Here is an 18,910-nt window from a genome sequence, read left to right as displayed (position 1 = left end):
CTCCCGTCATAGGTTCCGCGTGAGACTATGGTCATATTTTAGCCTGGCGCAGCTCGCTTCAATAGCATTGGCAAACAACTGTGTGTTGAAAATAGCACTAAAAATCATAAAATTAGAATAGATAAATTAGGGTGGCCGGAATAGATGTTACCAAGCATTTGGCTGACAATGTATCGGCGTATTCCTATTTATAAATCCGAATATTGACATTTTTCAAAACATTTTCCTCATATTTACAATGATTTGTTCTAAATGACTAAAATGATTCATGCGATAATTGGATTTGAGCGCAGGCTACAGCACAATGAACAACATGCTGTGTCCGCAGCGCTGCGTGACGCGACCTGACGCGGTCATCCCTGATGTTGTTAGGGAATGACGTTAACTTTTCGGCTTTTCGCTGGAGCCATTATGACCGGACAATTAAAGAAACCTGACATCCTCCATGTTGAGACCGTGGCGCGATCGAAACTGTTTACCATTGAAGCGGTCGATCTGGCGTTCAGCAACGGTGCGCGCCGCGTGTATGAGCGTATGCGCTCTTCGGGTCGTGAGGCGGTGATGATTGTTCCTATTGTAGACGACAATCTGATCCTGATTCAGGAGTATGCCGTCGGGCTGGAAAACTATGAACTGGGCTTTCCAAAAGGTCTGATCGATCCCGGTGAAACACCTTTTGCTGCGGCAAATCGCGAATTGAAAGAAGAGGTGGGTTTCGGTGCGCGTCAGTTACAGACGCTGGGCAAACTCACCATGGCGCCGTCTTATTTCTCCAGCCAGATGAATATTGTGGTGGCGGAAGACCTTTACCCGGAGCAGCTGGAAGGGGATGAGCCGGAGCCACTGCCGCAACGGCGCTGGCCGCTGAACGACCTGCTGGCGCTGCTGGAAGAACCTGATTTTCGCGAAGCGCGCAACGTCAGCGCGCTATTTCTGGTGCGCGAATGGCTGGTCAGACAGGGGCGTCTGAGCTACTGAATAATTTTGCTCCCCCAGATGATGACCGCCTTTTCCCGGCATTCCCTGTTGGCGGTTGCAGGCTAAGCCAGCGGCCTTTACGCGTCTGTCCGCACGTAGGGGCCGCTACCGAGTGACTAGAACAGCTCGTGGCTCTCGCCGTTATCCAGCAGCGTGGTACCGACATCATGCACCGAATACTCTGTCGGCTGGGTGCCGTTGATAAAGTATTCATCACGCGTGTTGCCGCCGCCGTTGGCCAGCTTACCGGTGCCGCGATCTATTTTGACCGTTACTATTCCCTCTGGTGGCGTCAGCGGCTGAAGCGGTACGCCATCCAGCGCTGACTTCATATAATCATCCCACGCGGGCTGAGCACTTTTAGCACCGCCCTCGTAGCCAGAGATCTGATCTTTGATGGCACCGGATGCCGTGGTGCGCCCCAGGTCACGACGATGGTCGTCGAAGCCGATCCACACGGATGTCGCCACTCCTGGTCCGTAACCGGAGAACCAGGCATCTTTCGAGCTGTTCGTGGTGCCGGTTTTACCACCAATATCATTGCGCTTCAGGTCACGCCCGGCACGCCAGCCGGTTCCCATCCAGCCAGGTTCACCAAAGATGTTGGAGTTCAATGCGCTTTTGATCAGGAAAGACAGCGGCGTGTTGATAACGTGTGGCGCATACTGTTGCGCACCGTCCTGCTGCTCCGGCACCTGTGCCAGCTGGGGCTGTGGCATCGCCGCGTTATGACCTTCCTGAGATACCGCCACGCTTTCAATGCTGTCTTCACTCAGGGCGACGGCTTTTTGCGTTTCCCCGTAGACAACCGGCAAATTGCACTCCGGGCAGGCTACTTTCGGCCGGGCCTCGAACAGCTTATTTCCCATCTCATCTTCGATACGGGCAATAAACCATGGATCGACCAGAAAGCCGCCATTCGCCATCACCGAGTAGCCGCGCACCATCTGTAATGGCGTAAAGGAAGCAGAACCCAGCGCCAGTGATTCGGTATGCACAATATTCTGTGCCGGGAAGCCGAAGCGTTGCAGATATTCGGCAGCGTAGTCGACGCCCATCGCCCGCATCGCACGCACCATTACCACGTTTTTCGACTCACCCAGCCCCTGCCGCAGGCGGATGGGGCCGGAATAAGTATTCGGAGAGTTTTTCGGCCGCCAGTCAGCACCGGCTCCGGCATCCCAACGGGAAATCGGCATATCGTTAAGAATGGAGGCAAGCGTCAGGCCGCGATCCATGGCGGCGGTGTACAGGAACGGTTTAATATTCGAGCCGACCTGACGCAACGACTGCGTTGCACGGTTAAATTTGCTCAGGTTGAAGTCAAAACCGCCGACCAGGGCGCGCACCGCACCATTATGTGGATCGAGCGAAACCAGCGAGGAATTGACGTCAGGCACCTGTGCCAGCTGCCAGTCGTTATCGACTTTACGTAGCCAGATCTGCTGGCCGGGCTGTAATACCTGGCTGACAGAGCGCGGCGTAGCACCTTGTAAGGTGTCTGACTTGTACGGGCGCGCCCAGCGCACGCTGGCAAGATTTAACGTCACGTTGCTGCCGTCGCGCATCGTCGCATCGGCTTCATCGTTGTGACTGGCAGTGACCACGGCTGGGAACAGCGGGCCGTAAACCGGCAGGGATTTCAGGACGTTGAGGATTTGGGCGTGATCCCAGGCCAGCTCGCCCGTTTTCCACAGCAGGCCACCCGGCCCGCGATAGCCGTGACGCATATCATAGGCAATCACGTTGTCCTGCACCGCAGCCTGCCCGGCCAGTTGTAGCTTGCGCGTCACGGTGGTGTAGACCTTGTAGCCATCGGTATAGGCATTTTCGCCGTAACGCTTGATCATCTCCTGGCGCACCATCTCGGTCAGCCACGGCGCTGAGAAAGCGATTTCAGGCGCGTGGTAGTTGGCAACCAGCGGTGTAATACGTGCTTCATTGTACTGCGCCTGGGTGATGTACTGCTGGTTGAGCATACGTGCCAGTACCGTATTACGGCGCGCTACCGCACGGTCGTGCGAATACAGCGGGTTAAACGTTGAAGGTGCTTTTGGCAGGCCGGCGATCATCGCTATTTCACTGAGCGAAAGCTGGTCAACATTCTTGCCGAAGTAAACCTGGGCTGCGGCTCCCACGCCGTATGCGCGATAGCCGAGATAGATCTTATTCAGATACAGTTCAAGGATCTCATCCTTGCTCATCGTCTGCTCAATACGAACGGCGAGAAAGGCTTCCTTGATCTTACGCATCAGCGTGCGTTCAGGGCTAAGGAAAAAGTTACGTGCCAGCTGTTGAGTAATGGTACTGGCACCCTGCGAGGCATGGCCGGATGTCAGCGCAATGCTGGCGGCACGGAAAATGCCAATCGGGTCGACGCCGTGGTGCTCGTAGAAACGGCTGTCTTCCGTCGCGATAAAGGCTTTCACCATCTGCGGCGGGATCTCTTGCAGGGTCAGCGGAATACGGCGCTTTTCACCGTACTGCGCGATAAGCTCGTTATCGGCACTGTAGACCTGCATTGGCGTTTGCAAACGCACATCTTTCAGCGTAGCGACATCAGGTAGCTGCGGCTCTATGTATTTGTACAGACCATAAATCGAGGCGGCTCCCAGCAAGATGCAACACACTGCAAGGATCAATAAATACTTTACGAACTTCACCTGAAATTTCCCATATAAAGTCGATTGAGCAGTTTATAAACAATCGGGCGGTAGTATAAAGGCAAGCCACTACCTTGAATACGTCCTTTTAACTGACGATAAGGAGATCGCGTCAATGGCTTTTGAGACATGGCAAGTCGGGCTGGATATCCAAAACGGGCAACTCTGCGCCCTTGGCATCCAGCGCCGTCGAAACGGCTGGCAGCTGCGTCACTGGTGGCAACATGCGTTGCCGCAAGATACGTTAAGAAATGGTCTGGTGCAACGTCCGGACGCCTTAGTCCCATTATTAAAACTCTGGCGTAAGCAGCTGCCCTCCCGGATCTCATTACGGGTGGGCTTCCCGCCACAGCTGGTGATGCAGCGCCAGCTGGCCAGGCCGACGGCAGCGCTGCGTGAACCGGACCGCAGCCATTACATTATCGCTGCCGCCCGGCGATTTTTTCCCATGGCTCCCGAGGAGCTGGCCTTAGACTACCGCACAGGAGGTGATGCAAACGGTTCACTGTACCTGACGGCGGCTCGTCAGGAAGCGCTACAAAGCTGGCTGGGCTGCCTGCAGCAGGTTTCGTTAACGCCAGATGTGCTGGAGTTAACCCCGGCAGCCTTGTTTGCACTGGCCCGTTCACTTGGCGTGGATGCGTCAGCGGCGCTGGTACATCGGTTGAGCGATCACTGGTTATGGTATGCCCCGCAGCAACACGATCGGCCATGGGGTTGGTGCCCGTATGCCGAAGCAGAGGATTTCCACCAGCTGCGGCAGCGCTTTCTGGGCAACAGCAGCACCATCTGGTACAGCTCCGCACTGACGGAAGCTCTGCCAGCGGGGGCCAGTGCGCTGTCCCCGCTGGCCGCTCTGCGCTGCTATCAGCCGCCGTTGCCCGCCTACGATGGGGCTTTTGCCCTCGCCACCGGCCTGGCGCTGCGTCCGGAGGACTGCTGATGGTGTGGGTAAATTTGTTGCCCTGGCGGCGGGCACAGCTGCAAAAACGCTGGCGCGTCTGGCGGCTGGTGGTGGTGGGCATGCTGCTAGTGCTGACTGCCGGTTTTTGCCACGGGCAGTGGCAGCGCGCGCTTAACCAGCGGTGCGCCATAACGTTGACGCTGTGGAGCGTGGCGCTGAAGGGCGCTGTTGACCTGGGCGCTCAGATGCAGGACGCCCGGCAGCACACCACCCGCTTGCAGCGCCAGCTGGAAAAACGGCGGTCTCATCAACAACAGATGGTCATGTGGCTTAATTTTGCCCGTACGCTGGGGCAATATTTCCCTAAAGATGCCTGGCTGGACACATTGCGAAAATCCCGCCTGAATCTGGAGTTGCGGGGGGCAGGTCGCAGTATCAGTGCGCTACACCAGCTGCGTGAGGGGCTAAGCGCCAGCCCGCTGTTCAGCGATGTCACGCTGGGGCAGATTGAGCGCGTCAAACTGGGCGAAATGAAATTCATTATGCAGGCCCGGCTGGCAGTGCCAGGTGTCACAACCGATGAATAATCGTTGGCTGACGGCGTGGCTACAGCTGGAGCCGGGTTGGTTACGTCTGGCCAGCGTCAGTGCGGTGACCCTGCTGCTGCTGCTGCTTTTGTGGTACAGCTGGCTGCGCCCGGCACAGCGCGATCAGCAGCAGTTGGAACAGCAGCTGCGCCAGCACATCCTTGACCATCAACATCAGCTGCGATTGCTGGCGGCGTTACCGGCGCTGGCCGTTTCTCAACGGCGGCTGGACTGCTTACAACAACAGTTGTTGCCTGTCGCCGGTATGCGCTTTTCTCTGCCCGTTTTGCTCAATACCAGTGGTGCAGAACTGGAACACTGGCACCCGGCCACTGAAGGCGGGGAACTGGCTGCCACCCTGCAATGGGCTCAGTTTGCCGGGCTGCTGAACTATCTCTCTGCGCTTGAGCCAGCACCGGCTTTGCCTGCTTTCAGCCTGACGCGTGAGCAGGCAAAGCTGCGTCTGGTGATGGAGCTGACGGATGAACGCTAAACTTGCCTGCGCATTATTGTTGCTGCTGATGTTCAACAGTCGAGCGCGTGACCCGTTTTTCCCACCGCAGAGCCACCTTTGCCAGCCCTTAACCCCCGCTGATAGCGGCTGGCGCCTGCTGGGCGTGATTGGACGATCGGACTATTATCACGCCTGGCTCGCCGCCTCCGGGGGAAAAACGCTGCGGCGTAAAACCGGCGATCTGCTGCCCGGTACGCCGTGGCGGGTAACCCGCATTGATGCACATGGCACCACCCTCACCCCTATTCAGGATTGCCAGCCAGCGCAAAGGTTGGTGTTAAAAGGACGACATAATGCTCAGAATTCTTGGTCTGTGGATGGCATTAATTAGCCCATTGGCCGCCGTGCAGCCGCCGCTAACCCTTGCTTTTGACGACGCGCCAGTGGCCCAGGTGTTGCAGGCGCTGGCAGACTATCAGCAGCTTAATTTGATGGTGGCACCCGGTGTAGAAGGTCATCTCTCGCTGCGGCTAAAAGATGTTCCCTGGCGGCAGGCTCTGCAGCTGGTGATTAAGACCGGCAAGCTAACTATGGAGCAGCAGGGTAATGTGCTGATGGTATTTCCGGAAGGCTGGCAGCAGGAGCAGCAGCGGAAAGCAGCGATTCGGCGTGAAGAACAGGAGCAAATGTTGCCGCTCTTCGACCGAATACTGACCCTGGTCCATGCGGACGCGGCTTCGGTCAATACCAGCTTGCAGCGCGAGCGAGCAAGATTAATGTCGGCGCGTGGCAGTATTACCCTCGACAGCCGTACCAACAGCCTTTTGCTGCGCGATACCGAGAAAGCCCTGGCGCAGACCGAGCACTGGGTGCACCAGCTGGACGTGCCGCTGGAGCAGATTGAGCTGGCGGCACAGATTGTCACCATCAGTGAAGAAAGCCTGCGGGAGCTTGGAGTGACCTGGGGTATGAGTGGCGAAGCGCAGGTGGCCGATGCGCTGCGTACCAGTCAGCTGCGCGTGGATCTCGCTACCGGGCGCCCGGCGGGCGTGGTCGGATTTACCCTGGCAAAACTGGACGGCCGCCTGCTGGATCTTGAACTGAGCGCTCTCGAAAGTGAACATCAGGCCGATATTATCGCCAGCCCGCGTCTTTTTACCTCACATCAGCAGACGGCCAGTATTAAGCAGGGTACTGAAATTCCTTACGAAGTATCAACCGGTAACAGCGGTTCCACCACCATGGAGTTTAAAGAGGCAATGCTGGCAATGGAAGTGACTCCGGTCGTGCAGGCTAACGGACGGATTTTACTGAAGCTGCATATTTCTCAAAATGTACCGGGACGTAATATGCGTAGTGGAGAAAATGAGGTACTGACTATTGATAAGCAGGAAATTGATACACAGGTGATGCTGAAGGACGGTCAGACGCTGGCGCTGGGGGGGATATTTCAACAGCAGAGCGCAACAGGAAGTCGCAAGGTTCCCTGGCTGGGGGATATCCCGCTGCTGGGTACGCTGTTTCGCCACGACGTTCGCCAGCAAAAAAGACGTGAACTGGTGATCTTCATCACCCCCCGACTGATTCGTGGTGATTGATACTTTTTTGTGGCAAATGATAGATCACGCATGTTTTTTCCTAAATTGGTCACGGTTGGGTTTGACGCAAGGACGGAATTAGCTTACAAGGTTTAGCGATTTTGAATAACGGGCCAGGTGCCCACGGCAGCGAATGCTATCTAACCGTTTTTTATCGTGCGCAACCGGCGTAGCCGATGCAACCTCATCCGGCTGATAAATGAAGCGGACTGAAACGCGCCAAATTATTGTGCGCAATGGGCAAGGTAATTTAATCGGTTGCCAAAACACCTTCAGTGTTGAGATAATTTTCCGTCTGATTCTCGCGCTATCGCTCATGAGGTTTCAGTTCATGTCCTGTCTGTTTTGAGGCGGGGTATCATTAACGAATTGTCTTAGTAATACCGAAAAAATGGCAGAGAAACGCAATATCTTTCTGGTTGGGCCTATGGGTGCCGGCAAAAGCACTATTGGGCGTCAGTTAGCTCAACAACTCAATATGGAATTTTTCGATTCCGATCAAGAAATCGAGCGACGTACCGGGGCGGATGTGGGCTGGGTTTTTGACGTCGAAGGCGAAGAAGGCTTCCGCGATCGCGAAGAAAAAATCATCAATGAACTGACTGAAAAACAGGGCATTGTGTTGGCGACAGGTGGTGGTTCCGTCAAGTCGCGTGAAACGCGCAATCGTCTCTCCGCCCGTGGCGTAGTTGTCTATCTTGAAACGACTATCGAAAAGCAACTGGCGCGTACGCAGCGCGACAAAAAACGTCCACTATTGCAGGTGGAATCCCCACCGCGAGAAGTGTTGGAAGCATTAGCCGATGAACGCAATCCTTTCTATGAAGAGATTGCTGATGTGACTATCCGCACGGACGATCAAAGTGCGAAGGTCGTGGCTAATCAGATTATCAATATGTTGGAAAAGAGCTGAGTAAAGCTCCGATCGCCCACCCGTGGGTGCAGCAGAAAAGGTGATACAGCGTCATGGAGAGGATTACCGTAACTCTTGGGGAACGCAGTTACCCTATTACCATCGCCGCCGGGTTGTTCTCAGATCCGGCTTCTTTTTGGCCGCTTAAAGCGGGCGAACAGGTCATGCTGGTAACCAACCAGACGCTGGCTCCCCTCTATCTCGAAACGCTGCGTACCCGCCTGGAAGACGCGGGCGTGGTCGTCGACCAGGTGATCCTGCCGGACGGTGAGCAGTACAAGACTCTGTCGGTCATGGACCAGGTATTTAGCGCCCTGCTGGCGAAGCCTCACGGTCGTGATACCACGCTTGTGGCATTGGGGGGGGGTGTTATTGGTGATTTAACCGGTTTTGCCGCCGCCAGCTATCAGCGCGGCGTACGGTTTATTCAGGTGCCGACTACGCTGTTGTCGCAGGTGGACTCGTCCGTTGGCGGTAAAACGGCGGTGAATCATCCGCTGGGCAAGAATATGATTGGGGCGTTTTATCAGCCTGCTGCGGTGGTCGTCGATCTCAATTGCCTCAATACCCTGTCCGGGCGCGAGCTTTCATCCGGGCTGGCTGAAGTGATTAAGTACGGCATTATTCTCGACGGCGAGTTTTTCAACTGGCTGGAACAGAACCTCGATGCATTACTGGCGCTGGATGGCGCGGCGCTGGCCTGGTGCATTCGCCGTTGCTGTGAATTAAAAGCCGAAGTGGTCGCGGCCGACGAGCACGAACATGGCATGCGCGCCTTGCTGAACCTTGGTCATACCTACGGCCATGCTATCGAAGCGCATATGGGCTACGGTAACTGGTTACACGGTGAAGCGGTTGCCGTGGGTATGGTGATGGCAGCCCGTACCGCCGAGCGCCTTGGACAGTTCAGCCAACAAGATACCGATCGTATTATCGCGCTGTTGCGGCGTGCCGGTTTACCGGTAGAGGGGCCGGAAAGTATGGCAGCGGAAGATTACCTGCCACATATGATGCGCGATAAAAAAGTGCTGGCTGGCGAACTGCGGCTGGTGCTTCCGCTGGCAATCGGCAGAGCCGAAGTGCGCAAAGGTGTCGCGCATGATATGGTTCTGGCATCGATTCGGGATTGCCAAAAGCCGTAAAACTTTTCTTAGCCCGGTATCCCGGCTGAGACTGATATATGCGCCGTTCACAGTGTTGAGACGGCATTGCCGCTCTATGGGAGGAGGTTAAATGGACGAGTTTAAACCGGAAGACGAGTTAAAACCTGACACCAGCGACCGCCGCCCCACGCGGTCGCGTAAAACGGCTGCTGCGCCAAAAATGCCGGTCTCGCGTCAGCACATGATGATGGGTATGGGTATTCTGGTTCTGCTGCTGCTCGTGCTGGGCATCGGGTCGGCGCTGAAATCCCCGAATAATGGCCACAGCCAGGGGGCGCAACAGCCGCAAACGCCTGCTGGCAGTAGCGGTGAGAAAAGTATTGATCTTGCTGGTAGCTCATCAATGAGCGGGCAGTCCGGTCAGCCTGCATCGGCTGAAAACAGCCCGGCGGGTGCAACGCAGAATGTGGCGCTTCCCCCCATATCTCCCACGCCAACTCAGGCTCAGCCAGCACAGACTCCATTTGGCCAACAGCGTGTTGAACTGCAGGGCGACCTGAACAGCGCCCTGGAAGAGAGGCAGGGCCAGGTCAATGCTGCGGCACAGGCCTTGCAGGGCAACGACACTTCACTGCCAACGGCTGCGGCGACGGTCGCAGCGGTGACCGAAAAACCGCGTCCGGTACCCGGCAACGCCACCGTGCGTATTACGCCGTCGCCGCATAAAACTGCCGCCGCACATCAATCCACAGCGAGTAAACCGGCGGTTAAAGAGAGCAAACCTGCTGCGCCAGCTCGCAAAAGCACCCCTTCAGACAGCCATCGCGGCAGTTCACCGGGCGGTAATTTTACCCTGCAGCTGAGCAGTGCTTCACACGCTGATTCCCTGAATGCCTGGGCCAAAAAGCAAAATCTGTCCGGGTATCACGTCTACAAGACCACGCGTAATGGCCAGCCGTGGTATGTACTGGTGAGCGGTTCTTATGCTACCTCTGCAGAGGCGAAACGTGCTGTCGCTACGCTTCCTGCCGAAGTACGCGCCCAGAATCCGTGGGTAAAACCGGTGAGCCAGGTCAAAAATGAAGCGGGTAAGTAAAATTCTGCCGGGGTAACCCGGCATTTCCTGAAGTGTGTGTGCCTCAGGCATGCAGCATTTAAAGCGCAGATATGCTGTCGGTTTAACCACAGCCTGAAGAGTAAGTAATTAACGACGGCATGAAAAAAAATCGCGCTTTTTTGAAGTGGGCTGGTGGTAAGTACCCTTTACTTGACGACATCCGTAGCCACCTCCCGGAAGGGGATTGTCTGATCGAACCGTTTGTGGGTGCCGGATCGGTATTCCTGAACACGCAATATTCACGTTATATTCTGGCTGACATCAATAGCGACCTGATCAATCTTTACAATATCGTTAAAGAGCGTACCGATGAGTTCGTCCTTGATGCAAGTTTACTTTTCACCCCGGAAAGTAACAATGCCGACGTCTACTATGCCCGGCGTAAGGAATTTAACCAGTGCAGCGATGCTTATCGTCGTGCGCTGCTGTTTTTATATCTTAATCGCCACTGCTACAACGGTTTGTGTCGCTATAACCTGAGCGGTGAGTTTAACGTTCCGTTTGGCCGCTATCGCAGACCTTATTTCCCGCAGGATGAGTTGTACTGGTTTGCGGAACGCGCGCAATATGCGACCTTTGTCTGTGAATCGTACGATGTTACGTTAGGGAAAGCGCGTCAGGGGTCAGTGGTTTACTGCGATCCCCCTTATGCGCCGCTGTCTGCAACCGCTAATTTCACCGCTTACCATACCAACAGTTTCAGTATGCGCGAGCAGCAGCACCTTGCTGAACTGGCTACCCGGCTGGCACAGGAAAGCAGCATTACCGTGTTGATCTCAAACCACGACACGCCGCTGACCCGTCAATGGTATCAGGCGGCGACGAAGCTGCAGGAAATCAAAGTACGTCGGTCGATCAGCCGAAGTGGCAATAGTCGTAGTAAGGTCAATGAACTACTGGCGCTGTATACGGGCCGGTGACGAAAGCCTGCAAGCAGGCATAACCAGGGAGAAACGGATGAAACAGTTTTTAATTGCCCCATCAATTCTTTCCGCAGATTTTGCCCGCCTGGGTGAAGATACCGCCAAAGCACTGGCTGCAGGCGGTGATGTGGTGCATTTCGATGTGATGGATAATCATTACGTTCCCAATCTCACCATGGGCCCGATGGTGCTAAAAGCTCTGCGCGATTACGGTGTGACCGCTCCAATCGATGTCCATCTGATGGTGAAGCCGGTCGACCGCCTGGTGCCTGATTTTGCCAAAGCCGGTGCCAGCTATATCACTTTTCATCCCGAAGCTTCTGAACATGTTGACCGCACGCTGCAGCTGATCAGGGAGCACGGCTGTAAAGCGGGCCTGGTGTTGAACCCGGCAACGCCGCTCAGCATCCTCGACTACGTCATGGATAAGCTGGACGTGATTCTGATTATGTCGGTCAACCCAGGCTTTGGTGGCCAATCCTTTATCCCCGGCACGCTGAACAAGCTGCGTCAGGTGCGTAAGCTGATTGACCAGAGCGGCTATGACATTCGGCTGGAAGTGGATGGCGGCGTGAAGGTTGACAACATTGGTGAGATTGCTGCTGCAGGCGCAGATATGTTTGTTGCCGGTTCAGCGATCTTCGGTCATCCGGACTACAAGAAAGTCATTGATGATATGCGCACTGAACTGGAGAAATCCCGGCATGGGGCATTTCACTGATTATCGTGCGCTGGCTTTTGATCTTGACGGCACGCTGACAGACAGCGCACCAGGGCTGGCCAGCGCCGTCGACGCGGCGCTAACGGAATTGAGCCTGCCAGCCGCTGGCGTTGCGCGCGTGTCGACCTGGATTGGTAACGGTGCAGATATTCTAATTGAGCGCGCCCTGAGCTGGGCGCTGGGCCATGCTCCGCAGGCCGATTTACTGCGTGACGGCCGCCTGCTGCTGGATAAACATTACGCGCGCAGCGTGGACGGCGGCAGCCTGCTGTACCCGGAAGTGAAACAGACGCTTGCCTCGCTGGATGAGCATTCCGTGCCTATGGCTCTGGTCACCAACAAACCCACACCTTTTGTCGCTCCGCTGCTGCGATCGCTGGGTATTGCTGGCTATTTTTCACTGATTATCGGTGGTGATGATGTGGTGGCGCAGAAGCCGCACCCGGCTCCGCTGTTTCTGGTGCTTGGTAAACTGGGCCTGCTGCCGGGCGAGTTAGTGTTTGTCGGTGATTCGCGTAATGATATTCTGGCGGCGCAGGCGGCGGGATGTCCCTGTATCGGCATGACCTACGGCTATAACTACGGCGAGTCCATCATCACCAGCCAGCCGGATCTCACGCTCGATCATTTTAACGATTTGTTGCCCGCACTCGGGCTGTCATTATCAGGACGGAAACATGAGTAAACCCATCGTATTTAGCGGCGCACAGCCTTCAGGTGAACTGACCATTGGCAACTATATGGGTGCGCTGCGTCAGTGGGTACAGATGCAGGATGACTATCACTGCATTTACTGCATTGTCGATCTACACGCCATCACCGTGCGCCAGGATCCGGTGGCGCTGCGTAAGGCGACGCTGGATACGCTGGCGCTTTACCTGGCATGCGGTATCGACCCACAGAAAAGCACCATTTTTGTTCAGTCGCACGTACCTGAACATGCCCAGCTTGGCTGGATCCTTAACTGTTACACCTATTTCGGTGAACTGAGCCGCATGACTCAGTTCAAAGACAAGTCGGCGCGCTATGAAGAAAACATCAACGCCGGTCTGTTTGACTATCCGGTGCTGATGGCGGCGGATATCCTGCTCTACCAGACCACCCAGGTGCCGGTAGGTGAAGATCAGAAACAGCATCTGGAACTGAGCCGTGATGTGGCTTCACGCTTTAACGCGCTGTATGGCGAGATCTTCAAAGTGCCAGAGCCGTTTATTCCGAAATCCGGTGCGCGCGTGATGTCGCTGCTGGAGCCGACCAAAAAAATGTCCAAGTCCGATGATAACCGCAATAACGTTATCGGCCTGCTGGAAGATCCGAAGTCGGTGGTGAAAAAAATTAAACGTGCGATGACCGACGGCGATGAGCCACCGGTGGTGCGCTACGATGTCAAAGAGAAACCCGGCATTGCCAACCTGCTGGATATCTTGTCGGGCGTGACCGGAACGCCGATAGCCGCACTGGAACAGCAGTTCGCGGGTCAGATGTATGGACATCTGAAAGGCGCAGTAGCAGAGGCGGTTTCCGGCATGTTGAGCGAGCTTCAGGAGCGTTATCACCGTTACCGTAACGATGAAGCTTTCCTTGAGCAGGTGATGCGCGAAGGTGCGCAGAAAGCCCGCGCTCAGGCGCAGGAAACGCTGAAGAAGGTTTACCAGGCTATCGGCTTCGTCGCCCAGCCATAATGGCTTTGCGCGGCGGACCGGAAACAAGGTCTGCCGCTTTGGTTGCTATGATTGTGTCATCACCTTCTTGAGTGACAGGATCGCTCCGTCATACCAGTACAGCGTCATCTTGCCTTTCTGTGGCGGTGTGACGACCGCTCCTGGCCCCCAGGGTTCTGCACCGCACAGCACATTAAACCCTCCTGTAACCTGATAGCCCTGTTCGGGATCGTTGTTCCCGGCCGCAGTCAGCGTAGGCTTTTGCTGGCAGTTATCGATAGTCGGATCGATCGGTCGCTGCGGCGTGCCTTTATTCCACACGATGTTATTAGCTGAAAATGTGACTTCTGCGCCCATATACTGCGGATCGTTATCCACTACTGCCTGCACCGGGCTGTCAACCACCTTGACGGCTTCAACCTGCCAGATGCCCTGCAAGCTGCTATAGTCGGGCGTTGCAGCCAGCAGCGGCTGGCTAACCAGCAGGCTGGCGAGTATTAATTTTATCATGGTTTCTTCCTTGCGGTCAGTGAGTTGCATCAGAGTGGGAGCATGAAGGCGCTCAGTCTGTTTATCATCCGGCATTGGCTCCCGCGATCAAGGCCACGATCAACAGAGCATCTTATTTATAACGTAGGGGGTTGTATGCAGCCAGAATTAAAATGGATCAATCAGCTCCGTCTGCCCGGGCGTGATGGACTTTGGCAGATTGAGATCCATCAAGGCAAAATCGCGCAAATCGCGCCGCAGCCGCACCTTTGCGCGGCGGGTAGCGCGCTGGATGCCGAAGGCGGGCTGGCAATACCTCCATTCATTGAGCCTCATATTCACCTCGATACCACCCAGACCGCCGGTGAACCGGCCTGGAACCAGTCGGGTACGCTGTTTGAAGGGATAGAACGCTGGGCAGAACGCAAGGCGCTGTTAAGCCATGACGACGTCAAGCGGCGCGCAAAGCAGACGTTAAAGTGGCAGATTGCCAATGGTATTCAGCATGTGCGCACCCATATTGATGTTTCTGACCCAACGCTGACCGCGCTGAAAGCCATGATCGAGGTGAAACAGGAGATGGCTCCCTGGGTGGATATCCAGCTGGTGGCATTCCCGCAGGAGGGCATTCTCTCCTATCCAGATGGCGAAGCCTTGCTGGAACAGGCGTTATTGCTGGGGGCTGATGTGGTCGGGGCCATCCCGCATTTTGAGTTTACCCGCGAATATGGCGTTGAGTCGCTGCACAAAACTTTTGCGCTGGCGCAGAAGTATCAACGTATGGTGGACGTACACTGCGACGAGATCGACGATGAACAGTCACGCTTTGTCGAAACCGTGGCCGCGCTGGCGCATCGTGAAAAGATGGGCGCGCGCGTCACCGCCAGCCACACGACGGCGATGCACTCCTACAACGGAGCCTACACTTCGCGCCTGTTTCGCCTGCTGAAGCTGTCCGGTATTAACTTTGTCGCTAACCCTCTGGTGAATATCCATCTGCAGGGGCGTTTTGACAGCTATCCGAAACGCCGTGGAATAACCCGGGTGAAAGAGATGCTGGCAGCGGATATCAACGTCTGCTTTGGTCATGACGATGTATTCGACCCCTGGTATCCGCTCGGCACCGCCAATATGTTGCAGGTGCTGCATATGGGGCTGCACGTCTGCCAGCTAATGGGTTATCAGCAGCTGGATGCCGGGATCAATCTGATCACCACCCACAGCGCCAGAACCTTGCAGCTAACCGATTACGGTATTCAGGTCGGCAACAGCGCCAGTCTGGTGATCCTGCCCGCTGAAAGCGGGTTCGATGCCTTGCGCCGTCAGGTGCCGGTGCGTTATTCCCTTCGCCACGGGCGGGTGATAGCGGAAACGCAACCAGCGGTCAGCCAGATTCATCTGGACAGCAGTGAACCGGTTGATTTCATGCGCTGAGTGGATGGGTGAGGCAGATAAAAAGGCGGCAGTGGCATTTGCCTGGCTCAGCGCATGTGCAGCAAGCGGATGTTATGGCTAATTCATCGGCACTGGAATCACCAGTCGCTGGGACTCTCATCATAGATTTTTCGCACAGCGAACTTAAAGATATAATAACCGGGGACTAGCCCAATAATTGAAACGGCCGCAAGGTAGTATTTGTCTTCACTGCAAGAGAAAAATAAAAACCATCCCATATAAATTAATGATAGCCCACATACGCCAATACCAACCCCCTGGATTATTCGTGACAATCCGGCCAGTAATACTCTCTTCATATATCAATTCTCTCAAAAAAATAACAGCATGTTTGATGGAATTTGTTGTGATCTGTAAAGGATAAGGCGACGGCATCTTCAAAGGGTCTGGTTTATTCGGCAACCATAAAGTAAAGGAGATCCAGATCGCCCATGCGCCTTAACATATTGTAGGCAGAGGGGTTACGTGTCATTAAGTTTCTGGATACATACACAGAACGAGACATTGCAGCCCCCACGGAAAGGAGACTTCCTATGGCCATACCTGATGCTAATCTGGGGATGAGTTTAGAAGAGAGAATATAGCCCATGTTAGCAGCAGCCAATTGGTTGAAAGCCATTTTACCCAAGAAATGTCCCCCAGCTTTGGTAGACAACTCCTTTACTTTTTGAAAATTGACTCGCTGGATAAAGTTGTCGACAAAAAGACGTATTACCTTTTCAAGGTTCTGTCTTGAGGCCATACCACTCTTTATCATTTTGATCATTCTTTCTTTGTCATAAGAATGTATCGTTCTATTTTCGGTATCTAAAAAATCCCGACCCAGATAGCAAAAGTCCACGGGTAGATTTACAAAACCGCCAAGAAATGCACGAAATAAATTGCTATCAATGTGAATGGCATCAGCCATTTAATTCGCCAGCTTTTTGGCACTTATCATATAATATTTCCTTGGTAAAAAAATCTTCTTAGACGCGGGAAACATTATAAGGCAATGGTTCTACAACTAACATAAAACTATCTGTTTATATGTACATGAATGCAGCCTTGCATTGACAGTGCGTTTCCCCTTTTAGCTGATAGCGGGTTGGAAGAAATGTTTACCGGGCAAAATACCGATAAGCGTGACGTTTTGCATACTGACTGCTTCTAAAATAGACCCCCCGTCAGCGTACTCCTCACAGAGAGGGGGTACCATCTCGTCAAGCCGCCCTGTCAGGCGGCTCACGCCCGGTTCTTTCTGCCGGTTGGCATCAGTTCAGAACGGTTTTTCCGTCAATGCGTATCCATATGTCCGTGCTGCTTGTGCTTGCTGACGAAGCCCAGCAGCAGGCACATCAGGAACACCACGGCATACAGGCCGTTGGTGGTAGCCAGCGCCGCGTGGATGCCGGCTTTATCGACGATGGGGCCGGTGACCACAAAGGTCAACATGGTGCCGATGGTGCCGCAGGTCAGGATAAAGTTCACCAGTTTCGGTGAAGAGACCTTAGTTTGCAGGGAACCGAGGGTAATGATAGTGGTGTAAATGGCGCTGGAAAAGAAGCCCAGGCTCATCATAATCCATTTCAGCATGGACGCATCGGTGGTGTTGATAAACCAGTACATCAGCAGGGTTGAGATCAGCGCCAGCACGGTGACAATACGCTGTGGATCGAAGAAGCGCAGAATGGCGCTGAACGCCCACATCCCAACCATATAAGCGGTCCAGAAATGACCGACAACGCTACCGGCCTCGGTAATGTTCAGGCCCATATTTTTGGTCGCGTACTGCGGCACCCAGCCGATAAAGCCCAGCTGGCCGAGGATATAGCACAAAGCCGCCACGGCGAGCAGCGCCACGCCCATGCCCCATTTCTCTTTCGCTACCGGCCCCTGGACGGCTTTTTTGCCCAACTGCGGGAATTCAAAGCACAGCGCCAGAATGAAAATCGCCACATAGATAACCCCGATACAGGCGTACACCCAGTACCACGGCAGCGATCTTGCCAGAATAGCGGCGGCAATAATTGGGAACAGGGTTCCGGCCATGCTGAAAAACGAGTCGGTAAACAGCAGGCGTGAACCGCGTTGACGTCCTTCATACAGGTGAGTAATGAGGAAAGTACCGATCGACATGGTAATGCCGCTGACTACCCCCAGTACAAACATACACAGGGAGAATACGCCGAGGCTGTGACTGTTCATCAGGCCGAGTATCGCCAGCACCATCAGCACAAAGCCGAAAATGATCTGGCGCTTGAGCGGCACGATTTCCATCAGCCAGGCGTTGAGAAACACCGCCAGCAGAATACCGGCATTGAGAAAGGTAAAAGTATTGCTCATCTGAGCAACGGGCAGCTGGAAGTAAGCCGCTATATTCTCCAGAACCATACCGGTAACGATAACCACTGCACCGGTCAACGCGTAGGAGAAGAAGCTGATCCAGGTAAGCCCAATGCGATCGCGATTTGTCATAGTGGAAACCTGTTGAGAAAGAAGTTTTGCAGGCGGAATGCCTGTGGGGGACCGGGGAAGTTTAACGATAATAGTGATCTGCTTAAATCTTTACTGAAATATTTTTTTTCATATTTCATCCATAACGTGATTAAGGTCACTGTTTTCCCGGCGAAGATAACGTTTGCTTTTATCGTACCGCTGGTAAATAACGGTAAAGCGCTGGCGCGTTGGTGAGTGCCTCTTTACAATCATTATTGATTCTATGATTTGTTGCCCTCAGTAAGGATTTTTTCATGTTGAAACGCACTTTGACCGCAGTGGCGACAGTTCTCGCCCTGTCTTCGATCTCTGTCTCCGCTCTTGCCGCTAAGGGAGATGCGCATGTGCTGCTGACCACTTCAGCGGGCAATATTGAACTGGAACTGAATAACCAGAAAGCACCGGTTTCGGTGAAAAACTTTGTGGATTATGTCAACAACGGCTTCTACAACAACACAATTTTCCATCGTGTGATCCCCGGCTTTATGTTGCAGGGTGGCGGTTTCACTGCCGATATGCAGCAGAAGCAGCCAGGTGCGCCGATCAAAAATGAGGCAGATAACGGGCTGCTGAACAAACGCGGCACCCTCTCCATGGCGCGTACCGCAGAGAAGGACAGCGCCACCAGCCAGTTCTTTATCAACGTGGCGGACAATGCCTTCCTCGATCACGGCCAGCGTGATTTTGGCTATGCGGTATTTGGTAAAGTGGTGAAGGGTATGGACGTAGCGGACAAAATTGCCCAGGTCCAGACTAAAACCTTCGGTCCTTACCAGAATGTCCCGGTGACGCCGGTTGTTATTCTGTCGGCGAAAGTGCTGCCATAATTAACTGACTGCTTTCTCTGACCCGGGCCGCCCTGGCCC

At 54.4% G+C, this 18,910-nt stretch carries 19 protein-coding genes; 15 read left to right on the top strand and 4 right to left on the bottom strand.

The features are described 5' to 3' along the window. Nucleotides 1–411: 411 nt before the first annotated feature. Complete coding sequence (gene nudE / locus EPYR_RS17035; protein WP_015899110.1) at nucleotides 412–978, top strand: ADP compounds hydrolase NudE; 567 nt, start codon at nucleotides 412–414, stop codon at nucleotides 976–978. A gap of 116 nt (nucleotides 979–1,094) precedes the next feature. Here nudE and mrcA read toward each other — a convergent pair whose 3' ends face one another. After that, nucleotides 1,095–3,641, bottom strand: coding sequence for a peptidoglycan glycosyltransferase/peptidoglycan DD-transpeptidase MrcA (gene mrcA, locus EPYR_RS17030; RefSeq protein WP_014539698.1), 2,547 nt, complete (start codon nucleotides 3,639–3,641; stop codon nucleotides 1,095–1,097). A gap of 115 nt (nucleotides 3,642–3,756) precedes the next feature. Between mrcA and pilM the strand changes: the two genes are divergently transcribed. The 12 genes from pilM (at nucleotide 3,757) to trpS (ending at nucleotide 13,643) form a co-directional block, all read left to right on the top strand. Next, nucleotides 3,757–4,584 (top strand): type IV pilus biogenesis protein PilM, encoded by an 828-nt coding sequence (pilM, locus tag EPYR_RS17025; RefSeq protein ID WP_014539697.1) that lies wholly within the window; start codon nucleotides 3,757–3,759, stop codon nucleotides 4,582–4,584. Beyond that, nucleotides 4,584–5,132 (top strand): PilN domain-containing protein, encoded by a 549-nt coding sequence (locus tag EPYR_RS17020; protein WP_014539696.1) that lies wholly within the window; start codon nucleotides 4,584–4,586, stop codon nucleotides 5,130–5,132. The genes pilM and EPYR_RS17020 overlap by 1 nt, the downstream gene beginning before the upstream one ends. Beyond that, a complete protein-coding gene (locus EPYR_RS17015) occupies nucleotides 5,125–5,625 on the top strand; it encodes a HofO family protein (protein ID WP_015899109.1) in 501 nt (166 codons plus the stop codon). Before EPYR_RS17020 ends, EPYR_RS17015 begins: the two co-directional genes overlap by 8 nt. Continuing rightward, nucleotides 5,615–5,977 carry a HofP DNA utilization family protein gene (locus EPYR_RS17010; protein ID WP_014539694.1) on the top strand — a complete coding sequence of 121 codons (363 nt, stop codon included), beginning with the start codon at nucleotides 5,615–5,617 and terminating at the stop codon, nucleotides 5,975–5,977. Before EPYR_RS17015 ends, EPYR_RS17010 begins: the two co-directional genes overlap by 11 nt. Continuing rightward, the gene (hofQ, locus tag EPYR_RS17005) at nucleotides 5,940–7,184 is read left to right on the top strand and encodes a DNA uptake porin HofQ (protein WP_014539693.1); all 1,245 of its coding nucleotides are present in this window, start codon (nucleotides 5,940–5,942) and stop codon (nucleotides 7,182–7,184) included. The genes EPYR_RS17010 and hofQ overlap by 38 nt, the downstream gene beginning before the upstream one ends. A 391-nt stretch (nucleotides 7,185–7,575) precedes the next feature. Further along, the gene (gene aroK / locus EPYR_RS17000; RefSeq protein WP_014539692.1) at nucleotides 7,576–8,097 is read left to right on the top strand and encodes a shikimate kinase AroK; all 522 of its coding nucleotides are present in this window, start codon (nucleotides 7,576–7,578) and stop codon (nucleotides 8,095–8,097) included. Between the two features lie 53 nt (nucleotides 8,098–8,150). Continuing rightward, nucleotides 8,151–9,239, top strand: a complete 1,089-nt coding sequence (aroB, locus tag EPYR_RS16995; RefSeq protein ID WP_014539691.1) for a 3-dehydroquinate synthase — start codon at nucleotides 8,151–8,153, stop codon at nucleotides 9,237–9,239. Between the two features lie 91 nt (nucleotides 9,240–9,330). Further along, nucleotides 9,331–10,296 carry an SPOR domain-containing protein gene (locus EPYR_RS16990; RefSeq protein ID WP_014539690.1) on the top strand — a complete coding sequence of 322 codons (966 nt, stop codon included), beginning with the start codon at nucleotides 9,331–9,333 and terminating at the stop codon, nucleotides 10,294–10,296. Between the two features lie 119 nt (nucleotides 10,297–10,415). Next, nucleotides 10,416–11,237: an adenine-specific DNA-methyltransferase gene (gene dam / locus EPYR_RS16985; RefSeq protein WP_014539689.1), complete on the top strand. Its 822-nt coding sequence runs from the start codon at nucleotides 10,416–10,418 to the stop codon at nucleotides 11,235–11,237. Nucleotides 11,238–11,274: 37 nt separating this feature from the next. Beyond that, nucleotides 11,275–11,961, top strand: a complete 687-nt coding sequence (gene rpe, locus EPYR_RS16980) for a ribulose-phosphate 3-epimerase (protein WP_014542627.1) — start codon at nucleotides 11,275–11,277, stop codon at nucleotides 11,959–11,961. Then, nucleotides 11,945–12,646: a phosphoglycolate phosphatase gene (locus EPYR_RS16975; RefSeq protein ID WP_015899107.1), complete on the top strand. Its 702-nt coding sequence runs from the start codon at nucleotides 11,945–11,947 to the stop codon at nucleotides 12,644–12,646. The genes rpe and EPYR_RS16975 overlap by 17 nt, the downstream gene beginning before the upstream one ends. Further along, a complete protein-coding gene (trpS, locus tag EPYR_RS16970; RefSeq protein WP_014539686.1) occupies nucleotides 12,639–13,643 on the top strand; it encodes a tryptophan--tRNA ligase in 1,005 nt (334 codons plus the stop codon). Before EPYR_RS16975 ends, trpS begins: the two co-directional genes overlap by 8 nt. Before the next feature lie 45 nt (nucleotides 13,644–13,688). On the opposite strand, the gene EPYR_RS16965 is transcribed toward trpS, so the two are convergent. Next, nucleotides 13,689–14,162, bottom strand: a complete 474-nt coding sequence (locus tag EPYR_RS16965; protein WP_049774205.1) for a hypothetical protein — start codon at nucleotides 14,160–14,162, stop codon at nucleotides 13,689–13,691. Nucleotides 14,163–14,267: 105 nt separating this feature from the next. On the opposite strand from EPYR_RS16965, the gene EPYR_RS16960 reads away from it, so the two are divergent. Beyond that, the gene (locus EPYR_RS16960; RefSeq protein WP_015899105.1) at nucleotides 14,268–15,545 is read left to right on the top strand and encodes a cytosine deaminase; all 1,278 of its coding nucleotides are present in this window, start codon (nucleotides 14,268–14,270) and stop codon (nucleotides 15,543–15,545) included. 412 nt (nucleotides 15,546–15,957) lie between these two features. Here the strand turns inward: EPYR_RS16960 and EPYR_RS16955 are convergent, their stop codons facing one another. Both EPYR_RS16955 and tsgA read right to left on the bottom strand, forming a co-directional pair. Then, on the bottom strand, nucleotides 15,958–16,476 hold the full coding sequence (locus EPYR_RS16955) for a hypothetical protein (RefSeq protein ID WP_015899104.1): 519 nt from the start codon (nucleotides 16,474–16,476) through the stop codon (nucleotides 15,958–15,960). A 365-nt stretch (nucleotides 16,477–16,841) separates the two neighbouring features. Next, nucleotides 16,842–18,023: an MFS transporter TsgA gene (gene tsgA, locus EPYR_RS16950; RefSeq protein ID WP_014539683.1), complete on the bottom strand. Its 1,182-nt coding sequence runs from the start codon at nucleotides 18,021–18,023 to the stop codon at nucleotides 16,842–16,844. Nucleotides 18,024–18,298: 275 nt separating this feature from the next. Here tsgA and ppiA point away from each other — a divergent pair, with 275 nt between their 5' ends. Continuing rightward, nucleotides 18,299–18,871, top strand: a complete 573-nt coding sequence (gene ppiA / locus EPYR_RS16940; protein ID WP_014539681.1) for a peptidylprolyl isomerase A — start codon at nucleotides 18,299–18,301, stop codon at nucleotides 18,869–18,871. Nucleotides 18,872–18,910: the final 39 nt, after the last annotated feature.

Source organism: Erwinia pyrifoliae DSM 12163, assembly GCF_000026985.1.
Classification (GTDB): Bacteria; Pseudomonadota; Gammaproteobacteria; order Enterobacterales; family Enterobacteriaceae; genus Erwinia; species Erwinia pyrifoliae.
This window is presented reverse-complemented; position numbering and strand designations above follow the sequence as displayed.